Origin of the sequence: Spirosoma foliorum (assembly GCF_014117325.1) — a bacterium.
GTDB lineage: Bacteria > Bacteroidota > Bacteroidia > Cytophagales > Spirosomataceae > Spirosoma > Spirosoma foliorum.
This window is the reverse complement of sequence record NZ_CP059732.1, coordinates 378,895-400,590: the sequence shown is the minus strand read 5'-3', so window position 1 is coordinate 400,590 and position 21,696 is coordinate 378,895. Positions and strand designations below refer to the sequence as shown.

Genomic DNA, 21,696 nt, shown 5'->3' with positions numbered 1-21,696 from the left:
CGAAGAATCTGCGTAAATAACGGGTAAAATAGCATCAAATATACCCTCAACATACGAAAGCAGCAAAGTCCTCAATAGCTCGGATCAAACTCCCATAAATCATCAAAACGAGACTTGCCAGTTGCCCCCGTAGTTATATAGCCTTTTTGGCCAATTGAGAATCCAACCGCTTTAGTCCGTGTTGATCCCTCAAAAGGTTGTAGCTCTGTCCATGAATCATCTTCTGGTCTGTAGGCCAGAACTCCTTTCCTATCCGTACCCACGAGAAGATAACCGACTGCATTGATCGAAAAGCCTGATCCATATGAATTCGTGCGACTTACCTCAGGAATACTCCGCCGTAGAGTCCAGTTATTCGTATCAGAATTGTACATCCAGAAGTCGTTAAGATTGCTACCCTGTGCGCTCCCTCCGCCAACGTATGCAATGTTGTCGATCACAAACGCTGTTGCCCCAACGCGTGCGGGACCTCCTATATACTGTCGTTCTGTCCATTGATTATTCGAAGGACTATAACGCCAAAGATCAGCCCGTTCACCCCCATCGAATCCAAAGGCCACAAAACCAACGTCAAAGAGACTAAAAGCTGTTGCTGAACGGCGGGCTGAGCCACTAAAATCGGCAATGCGTTTCCAGACATTCGTTGTCGGATCATATTCGTAGAAATCACGAAGTAGGTTCCCCTGAGCATCTATGCCCGTTCCGAGGTATCCTTTTTTCTGTCTGGTAGCAAACGCCACAGCTTCGCTTCGGGCTTTGCCAGGAAAATTGGCGACCTGTGTCCAGGCATTTTGGGCGGGGTCGTATTGCCAGAAATCAGCCAGTGCATTATTCGACACATCCAAGCCCGTTCCGATGTAGGCCAGATTGCCAATTGTAAACGAAACAGCCGAACTTCGGGCTACTCCCTCTAATTCTGCTCGTGAATCCCAGTTACCTGTAAGCGATCTTACGGTAGTGTCAGGCGGTGTACAATACTGCAATAAGAGAAGTACACCAACGCATAAACTAAAAAGTATATAGTTGATTTTCATTGGATTAAGGAAATTTGTTTGATCGTTAACTTATGCACCTGCTTGTAGTTTGTTCGACTTGCCCTATTTTGAGATAAAGTTTCGCTACTTAGCCCGATGTCGATGCTGCTCCCTTTCGATTTTCAAAAAGACCCTTTCTTGATTCTGGACTTCTCAGCCAGCAATCCTGACCTTAGCACACTTGACCTGACCAATACTGCTCTTTTTACCAACTATGTGTTTGGTAAACTAAAAGCAGCAGGTGCCAAAGTTGGTGTCGGTGGCTATAATGAGCATCGGGTCATCTACCGTAGAAGCCCACATTTTAATGCATCGGTTGAAGAGCCTCGTGAAATTCACCTCGGAATCGACCTTTGGGCCGATGCTGGAACCCCCGTTTTTGCTCCCCTAGCCGGACGTGTGCATAGTTTTCAGGACAACGCGAACTTCGGCGACTATGGTCCCACGATTATTCTGGAACACCCAGGTAACGCGGCTGGAAAACCGCTGTATTCTCTCTATGGCCATTTGACCCGCCAATCGTTGGATGGGTTGTATGAAGGTAAAGAATTTAATGCAGGCCAGAAACTGGCCGAAATAGGTCCCTACCCCGACAATGGCGATTGGCCTCCACACCTTCATTTTCAACTCATGACCGACATGCTCGGCCTGAAAGGCGATTTCCCTGGCGTGTGCTCACTAACGAATCGGAAGAAGTTTATAGCTCTTTGCCCTAACCCCAACACGCTGCTACATATCCCTGGGCTAGATTAATTAGGACTTTCGCATTCAATCTTATCCCTACCCAAAAATCATTTCTTTCAAAATATTTTGAAAATACAAAAACTACAATTTACCTTTGACGCATGACATTCGACGAAGCCAAGGATAAATTTATTCACACCTGGGGTACACTAGCTACTCAATGGGGTATCAATCGGTCGATGGCGCAATTGCATGCGTTATTGCTGATTTCACCACAAGCATTGGCTACTGAGGATGTTATGGAGCAGTTACAGATTTCGCGGGGTAACGCCAGCATGAATCTCCGCGACCTGATGGACTGGGGACTGATTTACAAGCAACTCAAACCGGGCGAGCGTCGGGAGTTTTTTATGGCCGAAAAAGACATCTGGAAAGTAGCCCGTCAAGTAGCTAAAGAGCGTCGTCGTCGGGAAATTACGCCGGTTGTTGACGTACTGAATGAATTAAAAATGATCCCGACTGATACACCCGAAGCACAGGAATTCCAGCGAGTTATGGAAGGTTTGAGCAGTGTTGTTGGTTTCGCGGATGGTACGCTGAATGCGGTCATCAAAGCTGAGGAAAACTGGTTGATGAGTCAGTTTATAAAAGTATTTCGGTGATATTTTTTTGTAACAAACTTTCAATTATTTCTGAAATTTTAAAAATTACAGAGTTATGAAAAAGTTAATCATTTATGATGAAAGCTGCCCGATGTGCAAACTTTATACAAAAGGTATGGTGGCAGCTGATACAAGTGGCTGTTTAACTCGACTAAGCAACGGCGAATTACCCAATTCATCAATCATTAGCCGTCTAGATCAGCAACGGGCACGTCATGAGATTCCCCTGATCGATCTTGATGGTGGCGAAACCTTATATGGAGTTGATACGTGGATTTATGCGTTTGGCCATCATAACCAGAAACTAGCAAGGCTCTTATCGCTACGTTGGTTCAGGGCTATCCTTCAAAAGTTGTATGCCTTTATCTCCTACAATCGCCGAATCATTATTACCGCTGCACCCAGGCGTTGGCAGCTATTAGATCTTCAACCCGACTTTCATGCTGGCCAACGTCTGGCCTTTATTCTTATCACGTTCAGCCTCACTAGCTGGCTATGGTTGCTTGGTCATTCTACCATTTGGCCGTTAGCCGTAGTGATAATTGGCCAACTAGCAACTGCCAGACTTTACCTACTTACGCAACCCTCTGTCAATACGCTTGAAACAGCACTGGATTACACAGGCCATTTGGGCATGAGTGTTCTGATTGGGGAAATCATCATCACAAGTAGCGCAATTACAAGCTGGCCCACCCTTAGCCTGGTTGGTTATTCGCTAATGATTGGTCAACATTTCATCCGGGCTTACCGGCTTGGCCTGAGTCCCTGGCTAAGTGTTTGGTTTACAATCCTGGTCTTCGCTTTACTGCTTCCGAAATAAAACTAGCATAACTCGAATTGCTGTTTTTAAACGATACAGACTATGAATTCCAACTTCGATTCCTATACTTGGTGGCACAACAACCTGCGTATGTGCTGGATTGTATTACCTGTTCTGGCCCATATCATAAGCTGGTTGACGGGAATGGGCGGGATATTTTTCTTCCCAATTCTGATAACTATTGCACAGTACCTCATTTTCAAAATTCACCCTGCTGTTGCACGACCCGGCCTCTGGTTTCTGACGCTGCCTCTCACTTTTTTTATTTGGATGAAATGGGGACCATTCATAGATTATTTAAAACCAGATGGTGTTTTGCATGGAGTAATGGCTTACTATGCAGGTCAACTCGTCAACGCGTTGTTCATTCCACTGGTAGCTCAAAAAGAGCGGCCTGAATTCCTGCTAAATTGGTTAATATGCACATCGATAACTGCTTTAAGTTGGTTAGGAGCTTATTGGGTTGCAATTCATTGGCTAGGCATTGATGAACTACATTACGGTCTATTCATTATGTACCCGACAATAGCGTTACTTGCTAATTGGATTAGCAGTTTTTTCCTTCTGGAAGAATAGTGAATAAAATTTAGCTGTCGAGGTATATGCACTACTTTGTCAAAAACTCCACAACAGCCTTCGAAAATTCAGGCGTCCGCATCGCTCCACCATGGTTGCCTGGAACAATGACAAGCTTAGAGCCAGGGATAGCGTCGACCAGTGTTTGTGGATCGCCGTTATCTTTATCCTCATCACCATTGACAACAAGCACCGGAATTTTAATCTTTCCTAAGTCGGCTCGGCTCGTAACGGGTTGAAATTCCTGTAATCGGGCCAGCACAACCGTATCGGCTCCTGCTTTTTTAGCATTGTCGACGGCCGGTTGCAACTCTGGATGACTGCCGGGTTTGGTAAGAGCTTCGTGAAAATTTTTGCGCCGAATCCAGTTCGGGTCCGAGAAATCGACACTAATGCCACCCATCACTGCCCGACGAACCTCCTTGTCCATCGTCAATAACTTAGCCGTCAGGATAGCCCCGCGCGAATAGCCAACTACGTCGTAGCTGGTGATACCCAGGAACTGTACCAACGCCATTACATCTTTCAACTCAGCATTGTTATTATAAGCCTCAGCTTCATGAGGTTTATCGGAAAGGCCATTACCGCGCAAATCGAGCGTTATAACTTTGAATCCCGCATCGGCCAGAGCCTGTCGTACGTGCGCCCGTTTCCAGCTTTCGCTGGTCGAAATAAAGCCGTGCAATAACACAACGGGCTTGCCTTCTCCTATAATATCATAATGGATTTTGGTCCCATCGAACGAGATAAACAGCGGATCGCGGGTGGTTTGGGCGCGCGTAGCGGAAACGATGAACAGGATGAACAACAGCAGAATTAATTTCATAGCGTATATCGAGTAAAATGCGGAGAAGAGGCAGCGACTTAAGTCTAACTTTTCGCTATTCTAACGAGTTATCTTGTTATAACCAAATTACGCAACGGATATGATAACCTCACTAAATCACCCAAATCCTAGCGGTACTGCCCTGGTCGATGCACGAATCGGCGGAACTGACGCGGACACCATTAAGAACCAAAACGGCGACGAGACCGAAGAAGAAGCAGTGAATGAAGAACTTGACGATGAACCTGTAGACGAAGATGGCGATCCAACCGGCGAACATGATCACCATCAGGACGATAATTATGCCTTAGGAGGCCATGTAACCCGCTCTGGTAGTGTGTAAGCAAACCTATAAGGCTTCAAAAACCTTATAGGTTTAATGATAAATCCCTAAAAATCAACACCATGAACACCAACGACTATAACCCCGCTGATGATGGAAATCAGGGCATTATTCAACCAATGGCCCAAAGCGAAGAAGCGACTGCTGGAATTCCACAAGACCAGCAACTAAATCCCGTCCACGCATCAGGCCCTGAACCCGAAAAAGCAGAGGTTGCGCTTGATGAATCGGACGGCGATTACGGCCTTAACGATGATGTACTGGAAGAAGAAGCAGTAGAAAATGGCGATGCAGATGAAACTAACGATGACTAACGGCCAATTAGCCAGGCTTGTAATTCGTATTGGTCTGGGCATCAACATGCTCATGCATGGACTGGTACGCATTCCCAAACTAAACGCGTTTGTGGCAAAAACAGAAGCTGGCTTTGCCAGTACCCTCCTCCCTCCCATTCTGACCAAAGCCTTTTTATATACCCTACCATTCGTTGAACTCACCGTTGGGGTTCTGATCCTGCTGGGGGGACAATTTAGCCGATGGGGCTACTTTCTGGGTGGACTAACGATAGGTGCTTTATTGTTTGGCACAACGCTGAAAGAAGACTGGACTGGTGCCGGAAATCAATTAATTTATGTCATTGCTTTCTATCTCGCCTTGAGAGGATTAGACGAATCGGCACGTCGGCGTTAACGATTTGCACCTTGCTAGTTGCAACCGTTGGCCTGGTGAGCGGGTCAACGGAAACAAACCAAACAAGACAAGTATGCGTTTAAATTCATTTTTGCTCATCGTTACCATTATCTTTTCGCTCATCGCTTCATCCTGCCAAAAGGAGCTGAATCCGGTGATATCCCCTAACATTATTTATCAATCCAACTTCAAACAAAACCAGGATGGCTGGCAAGCCGACATTGCCGATTACAGTACCCAGCAACAGGATATCCAGTTTGAATCGGGATGGTCTGCTTTACCCAGTCCGCTGGATTCGACCCGCAAATCGATCCGGGTATCGAGCATGAACCGAAGCGATGATCTTTTTATGTTTCTTAAGAAGAAAATTTCCGGTCTGCAGGTCAACGCAGAGTATAAACTGGTTTTCGATATTGAGCTAGCATCGGCATACGCTACGAATTCAATAGGAATTGGCGGTTCTCCAGGGGGAAGCGTTTATCTGAAAGCGGGAGCCACCGCTACAGAACCTACTAAAGTGCTGAAAAATGGTTTTTACAGCATTAATCTGGACAAAGGAAATCAGTCTACGGGAGGTAAGGATGCCACCTTGCTAGGCAATATTGGCGCTGGTGACGACGTAACCAGTTATAAACTAATCACCCGTAGTAATGCTGACGCTCCACTTACCGTTCGCACCAATGCCCAGGGTGAACTCTGGCTCGTTGTTGGAACCGACTCGGGCTATGAAGGTCTAACTACACTGTACTATAGCACCATTAAGGTAACCGCGAAATAGTTCGTGTTGATCTAATCAGTTTACGAATGCCATCATCCTGGGGTGATGGCATTCGTGCTTTAATGGGAGGATATTTCGTTGTTATCGCTTTCTGTCTGCGAGCTTCTTTAGCATCGCTATAAACAGATAGACTATAGGCGCTAAAATAACTGACGTAACGGAAAGTTTCCGATATTTGTCCAACCTGCCCGGAACGTACATATCGGGCAAATTGTTAAAAAAGTATTGCACTGGTTGAGTACCGGGCAATTAACCGAGACTATGAGCAAGGACGTTGAAATTTTAGAGAGTATTACCAACGCCGAATATAAATACGGATTTGAGACGCTGATTGAAGCCGATGAGGCTCCTGTTGGTCTTGATGAAAGTACGATTCGATTCATTTCTGCGAAGAAAAATGAACCCGACTGGCTTCTTGAGAATCGTCTGAAAGCATTCCGTATGTGGCAGGAAATGACTGAGCCTACGTGGCCCAATGTTTTCTATCCAAAGATTGACTATCAAGCCATTAAATATTACTCGGCTCCGAAGCAAAAGAAGACTGTTAACTCCCTCGACGAAATTGACCCCGAACTGCTGGATACGTTTAAGCGGCTCGGTATTTCGCTGAACGAACAGAAACGGCTGGCCGGTGTTATCGAACCGGAAGGTGACCGCCCACGCGTAGCGGTAGATGCCGTTATGGACTCGGTGTCGGTAGCCACTACGTTCAAAAAAGACCTTGCCGAACGGGGTATTATTTTCTGTTCTATTACAGAAGCCGTTCATGAACACCCTGAACTCGTTAAGAAATACTTAGGATCGGTTGTTCCAGCCAAAGACAACTACTTTGCAGCCCTGAATGCGGCTGTCTTTACCGATGGCTCGTTCTGCTACATTCCGAAAGGGGTTCGTTGCCCGATGGAGTTATCGACCTATTTCCGGATCAATGCAGCCGGAACGGGTCAGTTCGAACGGACATTGATCATTGCGGATGAAGGTTCGTATGTGAGTTACCTCGAAGGTTGCACGGCTCCTATGCGCGATGAAAATCAGCTTCACGCTGCCGTAGTTGAACTGATTGCGATGGGCAATGCCGAAATCAAATATTCGACCGTACAAAACTGGTATCCAGGCGATAAAGACGGAAAAGGTGGAATTTACAACTTCGTGACCAAGCGTGGTATCTGCGATGGTCCGAACGCTAAAATTTCCTGGACGCAGGTTGAAACCGGCTCGTCCATCACCTGGAAATACCCTTCGGTTATTCTAAAAGGCGACAACTCGATTGGTGAGTTTTATTCAGTAGCTGTTACGAATAACATGCAGCAAGCCGACACAGGTACCAAAATGATCCATATTGGTAAGAACACCAAAAGTCGGATTGTTTCGAAAGGTATTTCGGCGGGAAAAAGCCAGAACTCTTACCGGGGTTTGGTGCAGGTTTTAAAACGTGCCGAAAATGCCCGGAATTACTCCCAATGCGACTCGCTTTTGCTGGGCGATAAATGCGGTGCCCATACCTTCCCCTATCTGGAAGTAAACAACCCTTCGGCCACGGTTGAACACGAAGCAACAACGTCTAAAATTGGTGAAGACCAATTGTTCTATTGCAACCAGCGCGGCATTCCAACCGAGCAGGCTGTAGCCCTGATTATCAACGGTTACGCCAAAGAAGTCTTAAATCAACTTCCTATGGAATTTGCGGTAGAAGCCCAAAAACTACTGGCTATTAGCCTTGAAGGTAGCGTTGGGTAACTAGTATATAGATTATGCTTATATTAGAGCCTCTGCGGAAACGTGGGGGCTTTTTTATAAACAAATCGCTATGGACTTCCAAAGTTTAGATAATCTAATCAAAATGATATCTACGTCTGCGGATTTAACCACTTTAATAATTAACCTAAAGCAGCTAGGAGTTAGAATTAGTGGAAAAACGCTTCAAGACATACGAAACGATCATTTCATTACTGAAGATATCTTACATGAATGCTTTATGAGAAAGGAAATAATGTGGCAGCGATACGAGTATGAAAATAAATATTGGTCCATCAACAGTTTGATTGATCTTCAAGAAAAATGCGACCGTTACCACTCTACATTTCGTACTACGAATAATGAGAAACATTATTTTTTCTCTCAGTTAATGAGATCATGGGGCAACTACTGCAACGAGGCATATAAAGAATTATATCGAAATCAAAATGATAATGACTATCGAGAAATTGTAGCTTTAAAGCCATTCCGTAGAAAGTCGCTCAAAGTTGTTGTCACACTAATACAGGCTTTACCTGATAGTAGTTTTTTGAAGCAACAGGCATTTGACAAAATTGATGTAGCTTGCAAAAACAGCGTAATTACATACAAACAAATTTTGCCGGAATGGCTAATAGATCAGGCTTAATCTCAAAACTTAAATAACCTAGCCTTATGACAGCTGCCGAAGAAAAAATTAAGGTAATCGAGAAAGTGCTCGAAACGAACGATGCTTTACTGCTTCGCGAGATAGCCAGTTTGTTATATACGCCCTCTCTCACAGATTACCCCAGCCAGCCAATGAGCCAGGAAACATTTCTGGCAAAAATTGAACGGGCCGAAGAAGCTGCTCGCCGTGGAGAAGTAACTGATCATGAAGACGTCAAAAAATTGATCGCTACGTGGGGCAAGAAGTAAGCATTACATGGACAAATCCATCGCTGGAGGATTTGCAAACTATTTTCGACTTTTATGCTGCTCATTCTACTACACTGGCAGACCGAATCGTAAGTCGAATTATAGACCGAGTTGAATTACTCAAAAAAGGCTTTCTTGAAATTGGTCAACAAGAACCTTTGCTAGCCGAACACCCAGGCAAACCTCGCTATTTGCTGGAAGGCTATCATAAAATTATTTACCGAATAGTTGATCCGCAGCATGTATTGATACTGACGGTATTCGATGTAAGACAAGACCCAAATCGGTTGACAGAACGATTCGAATAACCTTATTAAAAGGCTACTCCTAATGCCATACCAAAATCAGTATGGTTAAAAAACACGCCCAAATACCCTTTTACCAAAAAATAGCTGAATTTTACCGCATGAAACTTTTCCGCTTCGGCTCGCCCGACCACGAACACCCCGGCGTTGTATTACCTACCGGCCAACATATTGACGTAACCCACTTTGGTGAAGATTACGATGAATCATTTTTTGCCAGCAATGGTCCAGAACGTCTGGCTCACTGGCTTACTGCTCATGCACACACTTGCCCCGAAGTGTCTTCCGACGAACGCTTCGGCCCTTGTACCAAGCGCCCATCTAAAATAGTCTGTATTGGCCTGAACTATGCCAAGCACGCTGCTGAAACCAATGCACCTGTTCCGGCAGAGCCCATTGTTTTCTTTAAATCAACGACGGCTTTTTGTGGGCCAAATGACAACGTCGTAATCCCTAAGCGTTCCGAAAAAACAGACTGGGAAGTCGAATTAGCCATTATCATTGGTAAAAAAGCCAGCTATGTTGAGCTAGATGATGCTATGGATTATGTAGCAGGCTATGCTGTGCACAACGACTACAGCGAACGCGCCTGGCAGTTGGAGCGTGGTGGACAATGGGTGAAAGGGAAAAGTGCAGATACCTTCGCTCCTCTGGGACCCTATTTGGTTACGAAAGATGAAGTGCCTGAGCCTAATAACCTGAATCTCTGGCTAAAAATCAATGGCGAGGAATTACAAAACTCCAATACGGACGATATGATTTTCAATGTGCCGACTTTGGTTAGCTACCTCAGCCAGTTCATGACGTTACTTCCTGGTGACGTTATTTCCACAGGTACGCCAGCAGGTGTGGGCATGGGTTTGAAACCACAACGTTTCCTCAAACCCGGCGACGTAGTCGAGCTGGGCATCGAGGGTTTAGGCCAACAGAAACAAACGGCGGTAGCATTTACTTAATTTACGATGTACGAATTACGATGTGCGATTTTGCTGGCGCAGGAAGAAATCGTACATCGTAATTCGTACATCGTAAATAAAATAATTCGTACATGACTATCGACGCCCACCAACATTTCTGGTATTTTGACCCTATCCGTGATAGCTGGATTACGGATGATATGGCTACCATCCAGCGCGATTTTCTACCTGCTGATTTAGAACCGGTTTTGGCTCAAAACGGAATCGATGGATGTGTAGCCGTTCAGGCTTCGCAATCGGAGGAGGAAACGCTGTTTCTGGTCAACATGACTCAGAATTACGACATCGTGAAAGGCGTTGTAGGCTGGGTTGATTTGCAGTCGGAGCAGTTGCGGGAGCGACTGGATTTTTTTTCTCAATACAAGGAGATCAAAGGCTATCGACACGTAGCCCAAGCCGAACCCGACGATTTTCTGGCTCGTCCAGAGGTTATCGAAGGTATCCGACAACTAGCCGATTATGGCCTGACATACGACATTCTGATTTACCCCAGCCAACTAAAAGCAGCTTTGCAGCTAGTGCGTGCTCTTCCCGAAATCAACTTTGTGATCGATCACCTGGCAAAACCCTATATCAAAAAGCAGGAGATCAGTCGCTGGTCGAATTTTATGGCTGAGATCGCCAGGAACAAAAATGTTTCCTGTAAACTGTCGGGCATGGTAACCGAAGCGGACTGGCACAACTGGAGCAAGAAAGATTTCTTTCCATACCTGGATGTTGTCTTCGAACATTTCGGCCCCAACCGATTGATGTTTGGCTCCGATTGGCCCGTATGCTTAGTAGCTGCCAACTATACGCAGGTTAAAACGCTGGTCGAAGAATATGTAGATGCCTGGGGCGAGGAAGTGCGCGCGAAGGTATTCGGCGAAAATGCGGTGTCGTTTTACAACTTGACTACATAAAGTAAATGGTTTTCAGTTTACGGTTTACGGTAAGCTGACGCAAGAACAATAGACGCGTTAGCCTACTATAAACCATAAACTGAAAACCGAAAACACCAAGCTTATGAATTGCTTCGTTGGCGTTGACGTCGGTACTACCAACGTAAAAGCCCTGGCTATGCCGCCGGATTTGAGTCAGATTCTGGCTCATGCATCCGCTCCACTCACAACGCTCAATCCCGAACCCGGTTATGCCGAACAGGACCCTAATGAAATCTGGTCTGCTTTTGTACAAGTGATTTCGGAGGTATGCCGGGAGGCAAGCCAAAATGGCCATACAATTACGCACGTTGCTTTTTGTACAGCGATGCATAGCCTTTTACCCATGGATATTCATGGGGCGTCATTAGGCAACGCAATCCTTTGGTCCGACAATCGAGCGGAAGCACAGGCCAACGACTTACGAACGAAGCACGCTGATTTAGGAAAGACCATTCATGAAGAAACGGGCACGCCTATTCACCCCATGATTCCGCTTTGCAAACTGGCCTGGATGCGTGAACACGACCCACGTTTGTTGCGCCGTACTGCTCACTTTGGCTCGATTAAAGAGTTTTTGTGGCAAAAACTGACGGGTGAATTTGAAATTGATTTCTCAATTGCAACCGCAACCGGCCTATTTAACGAGAGCAAACGCCACTGGAGCAAACGCGCGATGGACTATGCGGGCGTCCGGGTCGATCAACTATCGACGCCCGTTCCCACAACGTTCCTGCGAACATATAAACCCCGGCCCGATACAGCCGGAACAGGCTTACCAGATGGAGTTTCGCTGGTTATTGGGGCTTCTGATGGTTGTCTGGCAAATCTTGGGGCCGGAGCCATAAAACGTGGTACCGCTACGCTTACCATCGGCACAAGTGGTGCCATTCGCCAAACTGTACGCAAACCCCTTCGTGACCCCAAAGGACGACTCTTCTGCTATTTTCTGGATGAAGGCTACTATGCCGTTGGCGGTCCAACCAACAACGGTGGGAACGTGCTGGAGTGGGTATCCGAAAAATTGACCCAACAGGATACAAAAGCCGTTTTGGAAGAAGCCGAAACTATAGATCCCGGTTCGGATGGGTTATTGTTCCTACCCTATTTGCAGGGCGAACGCGCTCCTTTATGGGATGCGTCGGTGCGGGGGGCTTATCTGCATGTCGATTGGCAGCACACCCGAGCCCACTTTGTCCGGGCGGCACTGGAAGGCGTCTTGTTCAACCTGCTTAGCATTAACGAATTACTCAAAGAATACACAGGCCCAGCGCGAGTCATTCACGCCAATGGCGGCTTTGCGCAGTCAACCTTGTGGGTACAGATGCTGGCCGATATGGCGGGGGTTCCAGTACGCCTGAATGCCAGCAACGAAAGCGGATCGATGGGCGCTATTCTATTGACCATGAAAGCCATTGGCCAGGTAAAAACGCTGGACGAAGCGGCCGATCGTGTGGCTTTTGGCGAAACATTTGAACCCGACTTAGATCGGCACAAAGTCTACCGGGCCGAGTTTAAAAAATGGCAGGATGCCCTGACGAGGTTATGAGTTGCTGATTGACATGCCGAATAAGAAAACCTCATCGCCGGTCGTAAGATGAACCTTTCGTTCAAAACAAAACCCCAGTTTTTCGAGCAGGTGAATGGAGTTTTGGTTGTCTTGGTTAGTAATGCCGACAATCCGGGAAGCTTTTAAAACGTCACGTGCGTAAACCACAACAGCCGTTGCTGCTTCAAAGCCGTACCCTTTTCCTATGGAATCGGGTAGAAACGCAAAGCCAATATCCATATCTTCCAGCGTGTCACGCTTAAACAAGCCACACATGCCGATGGGCGTTCGCTCGCTTTTTAGCTTGACCAGGAAGGGGCCAAAACCTATTTGCTCGTAGCTTTTAATTGCTCCATTTAGAATGTACTGCCGAGCATCATCAAGCGTTCGCACCTTCCTATCGCCAATAAACTGTAGCCACAAAGGCGAATTCAGAAGCTCCAGCATAAAGGGAGCGTCCTCAACGGTGAGCTTCTCCAGTACAAGGCGTTCGGTTTCAAGCATTTTAGTAACGCGGTTGGAAAACCGCGCTCTAGATACAATAAAGCGCGGTTTTCCAACCGCATTACTTCCTTAAAACGCAACCGATTTCAGTCGTAGCCCAGTATCTTCTGGCAAACCAAATATCAGATTCAGGTTTTGAACGGCTTGCCCCGACGCCCCTTTGGTCAGGTTGTCGATGATACTTGTGATGAGTAGTTGACCGTCGTGCACTTCCAAATGTAACAGGCATTTATTCGTGTTCACGACCTGTTTTACATCAATTGATGCATCGCTGACATGTGTAAACGGATGGCCTTCGTAATAGGCTTTATAGAGCTGTTTGGCCTCTTCCAACGTACCCGAAAATGGCGTATACACATTGGCCATGATGCCCCGCGTATAATCACCCCGATAGGGCACAAAATTAATAGCGTGGTTAAACTCCGGCTCCAATTGTGTTAGACTCTGACGGATTTCAGCCAGGTGCTGATGCGTGAAAGCCTTATAGATCGATACGTTATTGTTCCGCCAGGTGAAGCCTGTTGTGGGTACAAGCGCCTGACCTGCCCCGGTGCTACCCGTAATGGCACTCACCTGAACAGCATCAGTTAATTTTCCTGCTTTAGCCAATGGCAAAAGGGCTAGCTGAATGCTGGTAGCAAAACAGCCAGGATTGGCAATACGCGTAGCTTCCTGAATACGGTCCCGCTGCAATTCGGGAAGGCCATACACAAAATCGTCGTGCTCATCGCGGAAATCAGCGCTGAGATCGATAACAGCCACATCATCAGATACTTCGTTTTCTGCCATGAACGTAACCGAAGCCCCGTGTCCTGAACAGAGGAAAATAGCATCGACAGTCGCTTCGCCATCCTTCAACGAAGGGATTTCGCCCGAAAATGTAAGGTCTGTATCGCCCAGCAAGTCGGTGTGTGTTGCCCAGACGGGTTTCCCTGCCTGGCTGTTGCTATACACAAACGCTACGTTTACAAATGGGTGATTTATAAGAATACGGAGTAGTTCGCCACCTGTGTAGCCAGCTCCGCCAATGATACCAACATTAATTGTTTCCATACTTTTTAGCTAACGACCGCTTTACCGGATTGATTCACTTAGACGGGGTAATTCGGCTGTGTGTATTCACGCTCCGAAACCATTCCAGTGCACGATCCAGAACGGTATCGTCAAAAACTGTAACGTATTCACTACTAAAGCCAGGTCGATCAATGGTAAGATCTCGACTAAGCTGGTGATTATGCACCACGACCGTCGGCTGACTGGCAATCGGGAAGAATTGAACGCCCATGCCATTTTTCTGAAACGAGAATGTTGGACATCCTAAACAGCAAAGGTGCATCGGTAGCGAGTCGAGTGTAAAAGCAACCTGTGCCTGTTCGCTTAAACTGGCAATATCCTGAAGATTCAGCGTACCAACAGCCGGTACCAATCGGTCGGCATCGACCGGATGATCGTTCCGAACACGCTCATATAATTCGGTTGTAAATGCTTTCTGTCCACTGAATACTAGCGAATTCGGGCTTTCGATCAGTAGCCTACTTGCCAATTTAGCCCAGTATTCAATAGGTAACATCCGAAACTCTCCACCCGATTCGGGGAAAATCAGAACGGGTTTCTGCGTCGGAACCGGGCGGTTCATCTTGGCCCACAACTCAGTTGGCGAGAGGGCTGGGTGAACAAAGTACGGCTCTACGGTCCGTAAATCGCCTTCAACGCCCATCGGTTTCAATACCTTCAGGATCAGATCGAAGTTGTGAATCTCCTCATCGGGCATGAAAAATTCCTCATCAAGCAAGCCGCCGAAACCTCGGGTACCAAAACCGAATTTGCGTTTGACCTTCAGATAAGGCAACACAAAGTGCATGGGAGAATCGGAGAACCGAACATCAACCGAGTAATCATACACCGTATCACGCAGTTCGCTTATAGCCGATCGGGTTGTTCGGTAAAACTCCTGCCACTTGCCCCATTTCGACAAAGGTCGTCGGTTTGTGCTAACATGGTTGAGGTGGACAACCTTACGGATGTACGGGTTTCCCTTCCAGATAGGATCGCACCAGGAGCCCGCCAGCACGTCGATTTGTGCTTTAGGATAGCGTTTTCGGATGAGAGGGAACGCATAGGATAAAATCAGGGCATCGCCCAGATGCCCCGACGTCATGAGCAGAATAGACGGCGCTTCGGTATTTAAAGAGCCGTAATCGCGCTGGCTATAGCTTCCCCGTGCGTATTGGTCAACCACTACATCAAGGAGTTGCAGCGGGTAACCAATACGTCGAGGAGCACAATATTTTCGCGATTTACCGATCACTGATTGTTGATTTTCTCGTAGATCATTACCTGATTGGAAGCTACTTTCGAGAAGCCCCGTACATCGTCGCCAGTCCAGGCATTGTTCATTTCGCCGTATGAACCAAATTTCGACGACATCAGATCATGATCCGACTCGATACCCAGCACCTGGAAACGATAAGGTGCCAGCAACACATGCACTTTACCCGATACATGTGCCTGTGAATCGGCCAGGAAGGTTTCGATGTTGCGCATAACGGGGTCCATAAATTGGCCTTCATGCAACATCGTACCGTACCAGTTCGCCAGTTGCTCTTTCCAGTACAATTGCCACTTGCCCAATACGTGTTTTTCAAGCGTGTGGTGCGATTTGATCAGAATTAACGGAGCAGGTGCTTCGAAACCAACGCGACCTTTGATACCAATAATCGTGTCGCCTACGTGAATGTCGCGACCGATACCATACGGCCCAGCCAGTTCGGTTAGTTTCCGAATGGCATCGACTGGGTTGGCAAATTTCTCATCACCGAACGTCGGCCCGGCGATCGCTTTGATTTCACCGTGCTGGAAGGTAAGCGTAATGGTTTCCGGCTCAGTTTTCGTCACCTGAGTTGGCCATGCCGATTCGGGCAGAAACTGGTCAGACGTAAGGGTTTCTTTACCGCCAACCGACGTTCCCCACAAACCTTTGTTGATCGAATAAGCCGCTTTGTGCCACTCCTGATCAACGCCTTTTGCTTTTAGGTATTCGATTTCGGCTTCACGCGACAGCTTCAAATCACGGATTGGCGTAATCACTTCCGCATCGGGAGCAATGATCCGAAACGCCATATCGAAACGTACCTGATCGTTACCAGCTCCGGTGCTACCGTGCGCAATGGCCGACGCACCAATTTCCCGCGCATATTCAGCCGCAGCAATGGCCTGAAAAATCCGCTCGGCACTCACCGAAAGTGGATAAGTGTTGTTTTTCAAGACATTACCGAATACCAGGAATTTCAGGCATTGCTGATAATAATCATCTGTTTTGGAGATGGTTACGTGGGATTTAACGCCCAGCGAGTAAGCCCGCTCCTCAATTGCCTTGAGTTCGGCATCGGAGAAACCGCCCGTATCGACAAGCACCGAGTACACATCCATACCCCGGTCTTCGGACAAATATTTAACGCAGAAGGAGGTATCGAGACCTCCGCTGAAGGCAAGAACTACTTTTTGAGACATCAGACAGAAGACACCGAACGATATCGCCCGGCATCAGTATAGTTTTGGAGGGGCAAATATCGGGCTTTTGACGTTTAGTTGCGTCAATGTGTTGAGAGACTTATAATAAAACCAGCAAACTGCCCGCTACTATCCGTACTTCAGCCCTCCCTGTAGGTAGCGTCAACGGTTCGCCATCGGCATGAATTAATAACGGTTCGCCAGTTTCTACGGTAGCTGTCGTAATCGAATTTCCGCGCCAGTAGCTCGACTGATTGAGCGTTTTGTTGAATAATCGCCAGGTGATCATGGGGGCTGCCTGTGCCGGAAATGGTCGAATTTCGCATTGTTCCAATCGCCCGTCCGAAATATTGGCCGTTGGTGCCATCCAGGCATTGTTGCCAAACTGCCCCGCATTGGCAAACGTTAAGGAAAACACTTCTTTGGTTTGCCCATTCAGCAACAGCTTTTGCGGCTTATAAGCCTGAAACGCCCGAAAGGCGGTGCGTACATACGTTGGCAGACCACGCACAGGCTGTTTGGCAAACTCATGAGCTACGTAGGCCTCAAAGCCCAGGCCAGCCGTACAGAAAAATGGATATTCGTTAATTTCTCCACTATCGATCACCACAGGCCGACCGCTTAAGGCTCGATCAATGGCTTTCATGGGATTGAGGGGCACGCCCAAATGACGAGCCAGTCCATTGCCCGACCCAATGGGTACAATTCCCAACGCCGTAGCCGACCGCCGAAGTGCCTTGGCGATTTCATTAATAGTTCCATCGCCCCCAATGGACAGTACGCGCGTAACACCCCGTTCAACGGCGGCCGCGGCCAATTCGGTAGCGTGCCCGGCATGCGTTGTATGCGCAATTTCGGGGGCGTAGTCCAGAGCCGTAGCCTGACGCATAAAGGCATCCTGAAGCAGTTTTTTCTGCTCGGCAGATGTGGTGCCAGAATTTGGATTAATGATGGCCAAAACAGCCGATCGGGTAGCCACTTACGAAAAAAATATAAATAAGATGAGAATGAAAACAACGATAAACACATAGTACCAGCCGTCCGAAAAAATGTACGGCTTATACTCATTATAAAATTTTCGGATTCTGTTCATGGATCGTTTACGGCAAGTACGACGGCAAAGATAAGGACGGTTTGGGGTTTGTGGTTTACGGTGAGCTGACGCGTCAGTAACACTTGCGTCAGCTCACCGTAAACCACAAACCCCAAACCGTCTACAACGCCTGCCCTCCGTTGACAGACAACACGTGCCCATTCACGAACGACGCTTCATCCGAGGCTAAGAATAAATAGGCGTAGGCAATGTCTTCGGGTTTACCAATACGACGCACCGGAATAGTCGCGACCGCCTGATTACGAACTTCGTCGGGCATGGCATCGGTCATGGCCGTTTGAATAAATCCGGGAGCCACAGCATTAGCTGTAACACCTTTAGGACCCAGTTCTTTAGCCCATGATCGCACCATACCAATGATGCCCGCTTTTGCAGCAGCATAATTTGTTTGTCCGAAGGCCCCGTGAACCCCGTTGATCGAGGATGTGCAGATAATTCGGCCATATTTTTGGTCAACCATATAAGGCGCAACCACTTTGGTACAGTTAAATACGCCCGTCAGGTTTACATCAATAACCTGCTGCCACTCGGCAAATGACATTTTCAACAGGGTCTTATCGCGCGTGATTCCGGCATTGTTGATCAGGATATCGATCCGGCCATAACGGTCAAACACATCACGGGCTGCCGCTTCGATGGCTGGCACATCGGTTGTGCTAACGTGTTTGAATTCGCATCGAAATCCTTGTGCAACCAGCGCTTGTGCCGTGCTTTCGCCTTCGTCGAGCACATCCCAGATAATGACGGTTGCCCCTTCCTGGCAAAATACTTCGGCAGCTTTCTGGCCTATTCCTCGGGCAGCACCGGTTATGATGGCTACTTTATTTTGTAATCGCATGGTTTGTCGTACCTAAAAGTCTACGTAGAATACGCGTTAAATAACGGTAAAATATAGGCTATTTGCCAACCACGAACAGGCTTCCATCGTTTCATTAAAAAATAGCCATCATGAACCGAATTATCGTCGCAGTCTTACTTACGTCAATCTGGTGGCCTGTCCTGGGTCAGCACACCATCGAATCCGAACAAAAGGAACTATCGAAAGAACGTCGAACTATTCTGCAAATTCTGGAGCGCCAGACCGCCGACTGGAATTCTGGACGAGTCGATAAGTTTATGAATGGCTATTGGCCCTCCGATTCGCTAACGTTTGTCGGTAAAGCAGGCATTACGTATGGGTATGAGGCAACGCTCGCCAACTATAAAAAGCGGTATCCCACTCGCGTTTCTATGGGAACGCTCAAATTCGACATTTTACAATTGGATTTCCCCGCACCAGACGTCGCCTATGTGATCGGCCGCTTCCACCTGACGCGTCCTAAAATTGGCGATGCTGATGGCTACTTTACCCTCCTATGGCGTAAGCTTAATAACCACTGGCTAATCGTTAGCGACCATTCGAATTAATGTTGAATGAGTGAATGATAGAATGAGTGAATAGGTTTTGCGTCAGCTATTCACTCACTCTATCATTCAATCATTCTATCACTCAATCATTCAACATTGATCAACTGCGTAGGCTCCTTGGAGGATAGGCGATCGCGGAGTTCGGTGACGGGCTTCTCGAAAAGTTTGTACAGAAGGGTTGACGATACCAGTACTAATGCCCAAAACAGGCCAACTTTTAGCCAACCAGTTGTATAGGAGGTTGTTGGTATTCGCTCAACTATGTTCAGCATAATGGGGGTTAGATTCAGCAAATACATCGAATACGAAATCAGGCTGATATGCGTGATTGCCCGTGCAATGCCAAAGCGAGCCCATACGCCCGTTGCAGTTCGCCAGCCATCCATGTAAGGCATAAGCAAAGCCATACTTAGGCCAATAAGTGGGAAATAGAATGTGCGTTTAAAAAATGTGTAAGCCGGAAAAAGGCCCAGCTGGCCATAGTAACCGATAATGACAATAGAAGCCGAGAAAGAAGCGATTACCGTCATGATCAGGCCGATAACCAAAAGTCGGCGACGCAGCGATTCATTTGTCCATCGGGCCGGAAAATAATGTCTGGCGTAAGCCGCCAGCACCCCATACGAAATAGCATCCAGCCGTGTTATTACAATACCCCGATACCCCAGTTCTCCCTCCGAAATCGGGATCTGTAAAGCCGTTATAAATCGGTACAAATTCGTACTAATAATAATGGTTAAAATAGTTGTCAGCACAATTCGCTGTCGAGGCCACCGAGCCGAAAATAGGCTATGCATGATCCATAACACCAACGGGAGCGTAATGTACGACCACTCTTCGATGGCTAAACTCCAGGTTTCGGTGAAGAAATCAGGAACGTATTGCGCAAAGTTCTGGACGAAAAAGAAGTACTTAATCAATGTTCCTGCTGGCGGCAAATTATGATGGAGGCCACTACGCCAGGCCCTTACCAAAGCCATTAGAATCAATCCACCCAATACCAGGTAATAGTTGGGTAAGGTCCGAAACCACCGACGTGTCCAGAAATTAAGCAGTAGCTCCCGATCGAAGCGTTGCTTTTTTTCATAGGATCGAATCAGAATACCGCCAATTAGAAAACCACTCAGGACAAAAAATAACTCGACGCCGTCGGGTAGCAGATGATGCAGAAAGATTCCATTATAGTATTCTTTCAAAGCAATCGTTGCATGGGCATCCACCACGATCAGGATGGCCAACGCCCGCATCACATCTAATCCAAATACGCGTTTAGCAGTCGCCGTATGGAGCGAAAACAAGTTCGTAAGCATAAGTAACTACGAAGGTAATGATGAATGATGAATGATGAATGATGGCCGGACTGGTGGACCAGCAATCTGTAGTGCCGAACTATTCCTGAATCATCATTATTCATTGTACATTCGGGTCCGCTTTTGTAGCATATTATTCATCATTTATCATTCATCATTCATTTTCCTATGGAATTTGGACTCAATGCTGTTCATCGCTACGCCTTTCAGTTTTCGCAGGCCGATGTAGTCGATTTTGCCCGCGTTACAGGCGATAATAACCCGCTTCATCTTGATGCTGACTTTGCCGCTCAAACGCCCTTCAAACGCCCAATTATTCACGGTATGTTAGGTGCCAGCGTTTTCACAAAAGTGCTGGGTACGGAGTTTCCAGGCTACGGCTCCGTTTATTTAGGGCAAACGCTGGAGTTTTTACGCCCTATGTTTGTTGATGTGGATTATGAAGCTACGTTCACCGTTCAGTCAATTGATTCGGTTAAGCACATTGCCCAAATCCTGGGTGAAATCCGGGATGTAAAAACGGGGAAGGTCACAACAAAGGGCGTTGCTACACTTATGCACAAAGAAAAGGTTCAGTAAAACGAGAAGCAGCTCGTTCGTACAAAAATAGATGAAAGCCGTGCCATGGTTGTTTTCAGATTAGGAGGCAGACCGTGGCACGGTTTTCATCTATTTTTGCGAAAGGCCTAAAAATTTAAAACTCCCTTACCAGCATATCATCTGGTGAGGGAGTTTTAAATTTTTGGTCTTAAGGACCTTTGCTTACGCAGCCGCGTTCTTGGTATTTTGAACTTCTGAACGGATTTCCTGCGCCAGCGTTTTCAGATCCTGCATTCCTTTACGAACGCGAGTACCGGCAGCCTGGTTATTTTTTTCGTAGAATTTTTCGAAATCACCTTCTAGCGACATAACCAAATTCTTTACTTCATCGAAGCGTGCCATAGCGATAAGTATGGGTTTAAATGTGTGAAAAATGCCCAAATTCCGCTAAAAACGCGGTTTTCGACTGAAATTTAGTCATTCTCTTATACAGCG

27 protein-coding genes are annotated in these 21,696 nt (G+C 46.9%); 17 read left to right on the top strand and 10 right to left on the bottom strand.

The genetic code is table 11. The annotated features are described in order from the left end of the window. Positions 1-71: 71 nt before the first annotated feature. Positions 72-1,034 carry a Kelch repeat-containing protein gene (locus H3H32_RS01665; RefSeq protein ID WP_182460946.1) on the bottom strand — a complete coding sequence of 321 codons (963 nt, stop codon included), beginning with the start codon at positions 1,032-1,034 and terminating at the stop codon, positions 72-74. 102 nt (positions 1,035-1,136) lie between these two features. On the opposite strand from H3H32_RS01665, the gene H3H32_RS01660 reads away from it, so the two are divergent. The 4 genes from H3H32_RS01660 to H3H32_RS01645 all read left to right on the top strand — a co-directional run bounded on the left by H3H32_RS01660 (position 1,137) and on the right by H3H32_RS01645 (position 3,776). Further along, entirely contained in the window at positions 1,137-1,787 is a 651-nt protein-coding gene (locus tag H3H32_RS01660; protein WP_182464209.1) for a peptidoglycan DD-metalloendopeptidase family protein, read from the top strand. Positions 1,788-1,879: 92 nt separating this feature from the next. Beyond that, positions 1,880-2,380: a GbsR/MarR family transcriptional regulator gene (locus tag H3H32_RS01655; RefSeq protein WP_182460945.1), complete on the top strand. Its 501-nt coding sequence runs from the start codon at positions 1,880-1,882 to the stop codon at positions 2,378-2,380. A gap of 55 nt (positions 2,381-2,435) precedes the next feature. Beyond that, complete coding sequence (locus H3H32_RS01650; RefSeq protein ID WP_182460944.1) at positions 2,436-3,200, top strand: thiol-disulfide oxidoreductase DCC family protein; 765 nt, start codon at positions 2,436-2,438, stop codon at positions 3,198-3,200. A 42-nt stretch (positions 3,201-3,242) separates the two neighbouring features. Next, positions 3,243-3,776, top strand: coding sequence for a hypothetical protein (locus tag H3H32_RS01645; protein ID WP_182460943.1), 534 nt, complete (start codon positions 3,243-3,245; stop codon positions 3,774-3,776). A gap of 31 nt (positions 3,777-3,807) precedes the next feature. On the opposite strand, the gene H3H32_RS01640 is transcribed toward H3H32_RS01645, so the two are convergent. After that, positions 3,808-4,602 carry an alpha/beta fold hydrolase gene (locus H3H32_RS01640; protein ID WP_182460942.1) on the bottom strand — a complete coding sequence of 265 codons (795 nt, stop codon included), beginning with the start codon at positions 4,600-4,602 and terminating at the stop codon, positions 3,808-3,810. A 100-nt stretch (positions 4,603-4,702) separates the two neighbouring features. Between H3H32_RS01640 and H3H32_RS01635 the strand changes: the two genes are divergently transcribed. The 11 genes from H3H32_RS01635 to H3H32_RS01585 all read left to right on the top strand — a co-directional run bounded on the left by H3H32_RS01635 (position 4,703) and on the right by H3H32_RS01585 (position 12,816). After that, on the top strand, positions 4,703-4,945 hold the full coding sequence (locus tag H3H32_RS01635) for a hypothetical protein (RefSeq protein ID WP_182460941.1): 243 nt from the start codon (positions 4,703-4,705) through the stop codon (positions 4,943-4,945). 62 nt (positions 4,946-5,007) lie between these two features. Next, complete coding sequence (locus tag H3H32_RS01630; protein WP_240543630.1) at positions 5,008-5,259, top strand: hypothetical protein; 252 nt, start codon at positions 5,008-5,010, stop codon at positions 5,257-5,259. Next, the gene (locus H3H32_RS01625; RefSeq protein ID WP_374191810.1) at positions 5,240-5,635 is read left to right on the top strand and encodes a DoxX family membrane protein; all 396 of its coding nucleotides are present in this window, start codon (positions 5,240-5,242) and stop codon (positions 5,633-5,635) included. Before H3H32_RS01630 ends, H3H32_RS01625 begins: the two co-directional genes overlap by 20 nt. A 73-nt stretch (positions 5,636-5,708) precedes the next feature. After that, positions 5,709-6,413, top strand: coding sequence for a hypothetical protein (locus tag H3H32_RS01620; protein WP_182460940.1), 705 nt, complete (start codon positions 5,709-5,711; stop codon positions 6,411-6,413). Positions 6,414-6,674: 261 nt separating this feature from the next. Beyond that, on the top strand, positions 6,675-8,150 hold the full coding sequence (gene sufB / locus H3H32_RS01615) for a Fe-S cluster assembly protein SufB (protein ID WP_182460939.1): 1,476 nt from the start codon (positions 6,675-6,677) through the stop codon (positions 8,148-8,150). A gap of 70 nt (positions 8,151-8,220) precedes the next feature. After that, a complete protein-coding gene (locus tag H3H32_RS01610) occupies positions 8,221-8,796 on the top strand; it encodes a hypothetical protein (RefSeq protein WP_182460938.1) in 576 nt (191 codons plus the stop codon). A gap of 26 nt (positions 8,797-8,822) precedes the next feature. Next, positions 8,823-9,065, top strand: coding sequence for a hypothetical protein (locus H3H32_RS01605; RefSeq protein WP_182460937.1), 243 nt, complete (start codon positions 8,823-8,825; stop codon positions 9,063-9,065). Continuing rightward, positions 9,050-9,373 carry a type II toxin-antitoxin system RelE/ParE family toxin gene (locus tag H3H32_RS01600; RefSeq protein ID WP_182460936.1) on the top strand — a complete coding sequence of 108 codons (324 nt, stop codon included), beginning with the start codon at positions 9,050-9,052 and terminating at the stop codon, positions 9,371-9,373. Before H3H32_RS01605 ends, H3H32_RS01600 begins: the two co-directional genes overlap by 16 nt. A 98-nt stretch (positions 9,374-9,471) precedes the next feature. Further along, entirely contained in the window at positions 9,472-10,326 is an 855-nt protein-coding gene (locus H3H32_RS01595) for a fumarylacetoacetate hydrolase family protein (RefSeq protein WP_182460935.1), read from the top strand. Between the two features lie 92 nt (positions 10,327-10,418). Beyond that, positions 10,419-11,249, top strand: coding sequence for an amidohydrolase family protein (locus H3H32_RS01590; RefSeq protein ID WP_182460934.1), 831 nt, complete (start codon positions 10,419-10,421; stop codon positions 11,247-11,249). A gap of 103 nt (positions 11,250-11,352) precedes the next feature. Beyond that, a complete protein-coding gene (locus H3H32_RS01585) occupies positions 11,353-12,816 on the top strand; it encodes a gluconokinase (RefSeq protein ID WP_182460933.1) in 1,464 nt (487 codons plus the stop codon). Here the strand turns inward: H3H32_RS01585 and H3H32_RS01580 are convergent. The 6 genes from H3H32_RS01580 to fabG all read right to left on the bottom strand — a co-directional run bounded on the left by H3H32_RS01580 (position 12,811) and on the right by fabG (position 18,782). Next, entirely contained in the window at positions 12,811-13,320 is a 510-nt protein-coding gene (locus H3H32_RS01580; protein ID WP_182460932.1) for a GNAT family N-acetyltransferase, read from the bottom strand. The genes H3H32_RS01585 and H3H32_RS01580 overlap by 6 nt on opposite strands. A 69-nt stretch (positions 13,321-13,389) precedes the next feature. After that, on the bottom strand, positions 13,390-14,373 hold the full coding sequence (gene argC, locus H3H32_RS01575) for an N-acetyl-gamma-glutamyl-phosphate reductase (RefSeq protein ID WP_182460931.1): 984 nt from the start codon (positions 14,371-14,373) through the stop codon (positions 13,390-13,392). A gap of 34 nt (positions 14,374-14,407) precedes the next feature. Next, the gene (locus H3H32_RS01570; protein WP_182460930.1) at positions 14,408-15,628 is read right to left on the bottom strand and encodes a glycosyltransferase family 9 protein; all 1,221 of its coding nucleotides are present in this window, start codon (positions 15,626-15,628) and stop codon (positions 14,408-14,410) included. Beyond that, positions 15,625-16,830 carry an argininosuccinate synthase gene (locus H3H32_RS01565; protein WP_182460929.1) on the bottom strand — a complete coding sequence of 402 codons (1,206 nt, stop codon included), beginning with the start codon at positions 16,828-16,830 and terminating at the stop codon, positions 15,625-15,627. The genes H3H32_RS01570 and H3H32_RS01565 overlap by 4 nt, the downstream gene beginning before the upstream one ends. A gap of 100 nt (positions 16,831-16,930) precedes the next feature. Then, positions 16,931-17,809: a diacylglycerol/lipid kinase family protein gene (locus H3H32_RS01560; RefSeq protein WP_182460928.1), complete on the bottom strand. Its 879-nt coding sequence runs from the start codon at positions 17,807-17,809 to the stop codon at positions 16,931-16,933. Between the two features lie 235 nt (positions 17,810-18,044). Continuing rightward, positions 18,045-18,782, bottom strand: coding sequence for a 3-oxoacyl-ACP reductase FabG (gene fabG / locus H3H32_RS01555; RefSeq protein WP_182460927.1), 738 nt, complete (start codon positions 18,780-18,782; stop codon positions 18,045-18,047). A gap of 110 nt (positions 18,783-18,892) precedes the next feature. Here fabG and H3H32_RS01550 point away from each other — a divergent pair, with 110 nt between their 5' ends. After that, entirely contained in the window at positions 18,893-19,351 is a 459-nt protein-coding gene (locus H3H32_RS01550; protein WP_182460926.1) for a YybH family protein, read from the top strand. Between the two features lie 86 nt (positions 19,352-19,437). Here H3H32_RS01550 and H3H32_RS01545 read toward each other — a convergent pair whose 3' ends face one another. Next, positions 19,438-20,661 (bottom strand): acyltransferase family protein, encoded by a 1,224-nt coding sequence (locus tag H3H32_RS01545; RefSeq protein ID WP_182460925.1) that lies wholly within the window; start codon positions 20,659-20,661, stop codon positions 19,438-19,440. 168 nt (positions 20,662-20,829) lie between these two features. Here H3H32_RS01545 and H3H32_RS01540 point away from each other — a divergent pair, with 168 nt between their 5' ends. Then, positions 20,830-21,240 carry a MaoC family dehydratase gene (locus H3H32_RS01540; protein ID WP_182460924.1) on the top strand — a complete coding sequence of 137 codons (411 nt, stop codon included), beginning with the start codon at positions 20,830-20,832 and terminating at the stop codon, positions 21,238-21,240. A 183-nt stretch (positions 21,241-21,423) separates the two neighbouring features. Here the strand turns inward: H3H32_RS01540 and H3H32_RS01535 are convergent, their stop codons facing one another. After that, positions 21,424-21,603: a BF3379 family histone-like protein gene (locus H3H32_RS01535; protein ID WP_182460923.1), complete on the bottom strand. Its 180-nt coding sequence runs from the start codon at positions 21,601-21,603 to the stop codon at positions 21,424-21,426. Positions 21,604-21,696 lie beyond the last annotated feature (93 nt).

Bases quoted from the DNA above. Each gene is read 5' to 3' on its own strand.
- H3H32_RS01665 (WP_182460946.1), bottom strand. From the start codon at position 1,034: ATGAAAATCAACTATATACTTTTTAGTTTATGCGTTGGTGTACTTCTC.
- H3H32_RS01660 (WP_182464209.1), top strand. From the start codon at position 1,137: ATGCTGCTCCCTTTCGATTTTCAAAAAGACCCTTTCTTGATTCTGGAC.
- H3H32_RS01655 (WP_182460945.1), top strand. From the start codon at position 1,880: ATGACATTCGACGAAGCCAAGGATAAATTTATTCACACCTGGGGTACA.
- H3H32_RS01650 (WP_182460944.1), top strand. From the start codon at position 2,436: ATGAAAAAGTTAATCATTTATGATGAAAGCTGCCCGATGTGCAAACTT.
- H3H32_RS01645 (WP_182460943.1), top strand. From the start codon at position 3,243: ATGAATTCCAACTTCGATTCCTATACTTGGTGGCACAACAACCTGCGT.
- H3H32_RS01640 (WP_182460942.1), bottom strand. From the start codon at position 4,602: ATGAAATTAATTCTGCTGTTGTTCATCCTGTTCATCGTTTCCGCTACG.
- H3H32_RS01635 (WP_182460941.1), top strand. From the start codon at position 4,703: ATGATAACCTCACTAAATCACCCAAATCCTAGCGGTACTGCCCTGGTC.
- H3H32_RS01630 (WP_240543630.1), top strand. From the start codon at position 5,008: ATGAACACCAACGACTATAACCCCGCTGATGATGGAAATCAGGGCATT.
- H3H32_RS01625 (WP_374191810.1), top strand. From the start codon at position 5,240: ATGAAACTAACGATGACTAACGGCCAATTAGCCAGGCTTGTAATTCGT.
- H3H32_RS01620 (WP_182460940.1), top strand. From the start codon at position 5,709: ATGCGTTTAAATTCATTTTTGCTCATCGTTACCATTATCTTTTCGCTC.
- sufB (WP_182460939.1), top strand. From the start codon at position 6,675: ATGAGCAAGGACGTTGAAATTTTAGAGAGTATTACCAACGCCGAATAT.
- H3H32_RS01610 (WP_182460938.1), top strand. From the start codon at position 8,221: ATGGACTTCCAAAGTTTAGATAATCTAATCAAAATGATATCTACGTCT.
- H3H32_RS01605 (WP_182460937.1), top strand. From the start codon at position 8,823: ATGACAGCTGCCGAAGAAAAAATTAAGGTAATCGAGAAAGTGCTCGAA.
- H3H32_RS01595 (WP_182460935.1), top strand. From the start codon at position 9,472: ATGAAACTTTTCCGCTTCGGCTCGCCCGACCACGAACACCCCGGCGTT.
- H3H32_RS01590 (WP_182460934.1), top strand. From the start codon at position 10,419: ATGACTATCGACGCCCACCAACATTTCTGGTATTTTGACCCTATCCGT.
- H3H32_RS01585 (WP_182460933.1), top strand. From the start codon at position 11,353: ATGAATTGCTTCGTTGGCGTTGACGTCGGTACTACCAACGTAAAAGCC.
- H3H32_RS01580 (WP_182460932.1), bottom strand. From the start codon at position 13,320: ATGCTTGAAACCGAACGCCTTGTACTGGAGAAGCTCACCGTTGAGGAC.
- argC (WP_182460931.1), bottom strand. From the start codon at position 14,373: ATGGAAACAATTAATGTTGGTATCATTGGCGGAGCTGGCTACACAGGT.
- H3H32_RS01565 (WP_182460929.1), bottom strand. From the start codon at position 16,830: ATGTCTCAAAAAGTAGTTCTTGCCTTCAGCGGAGGTCTCGATACCTCC.
- fabG (WP_182460927.1), bottom strand. From the start codon at position 18,782: ATGCGATTACAAAATAAAGTAGCCATCATAACCGGTGCTGCCCGAGGA.
- H3H32_RS01550 (WP_182460926.1), top strand. From the start codon at position 18,893: ATGAACCGAATTATCGTCGCAGTCTTACTTACGTCAATCTGGTGGCCT.
- H3H32_RS01545 (WP_182460925.1), bottom strand. From the start codon at position 20,661: ATGCTTACGAACTTGTTTTCGCTCCATACGGCGACTGCTAAACGCGTA.
- H3H32_RS01540 (WP_182460924.1), top strand. From the start codon at position 20,830: ATGGAATTTGGACTCAATGCTGTTCATCGCTACGCCTTTCAGTTTTCG.
- H3H32_RS01535 (WP_182460923.1), bottom strand. From the start codon at position 21,603: ATGGCACGCTTCGATGAAGTAAAGAATTTGGTTATGTCGCTAGAAGGT.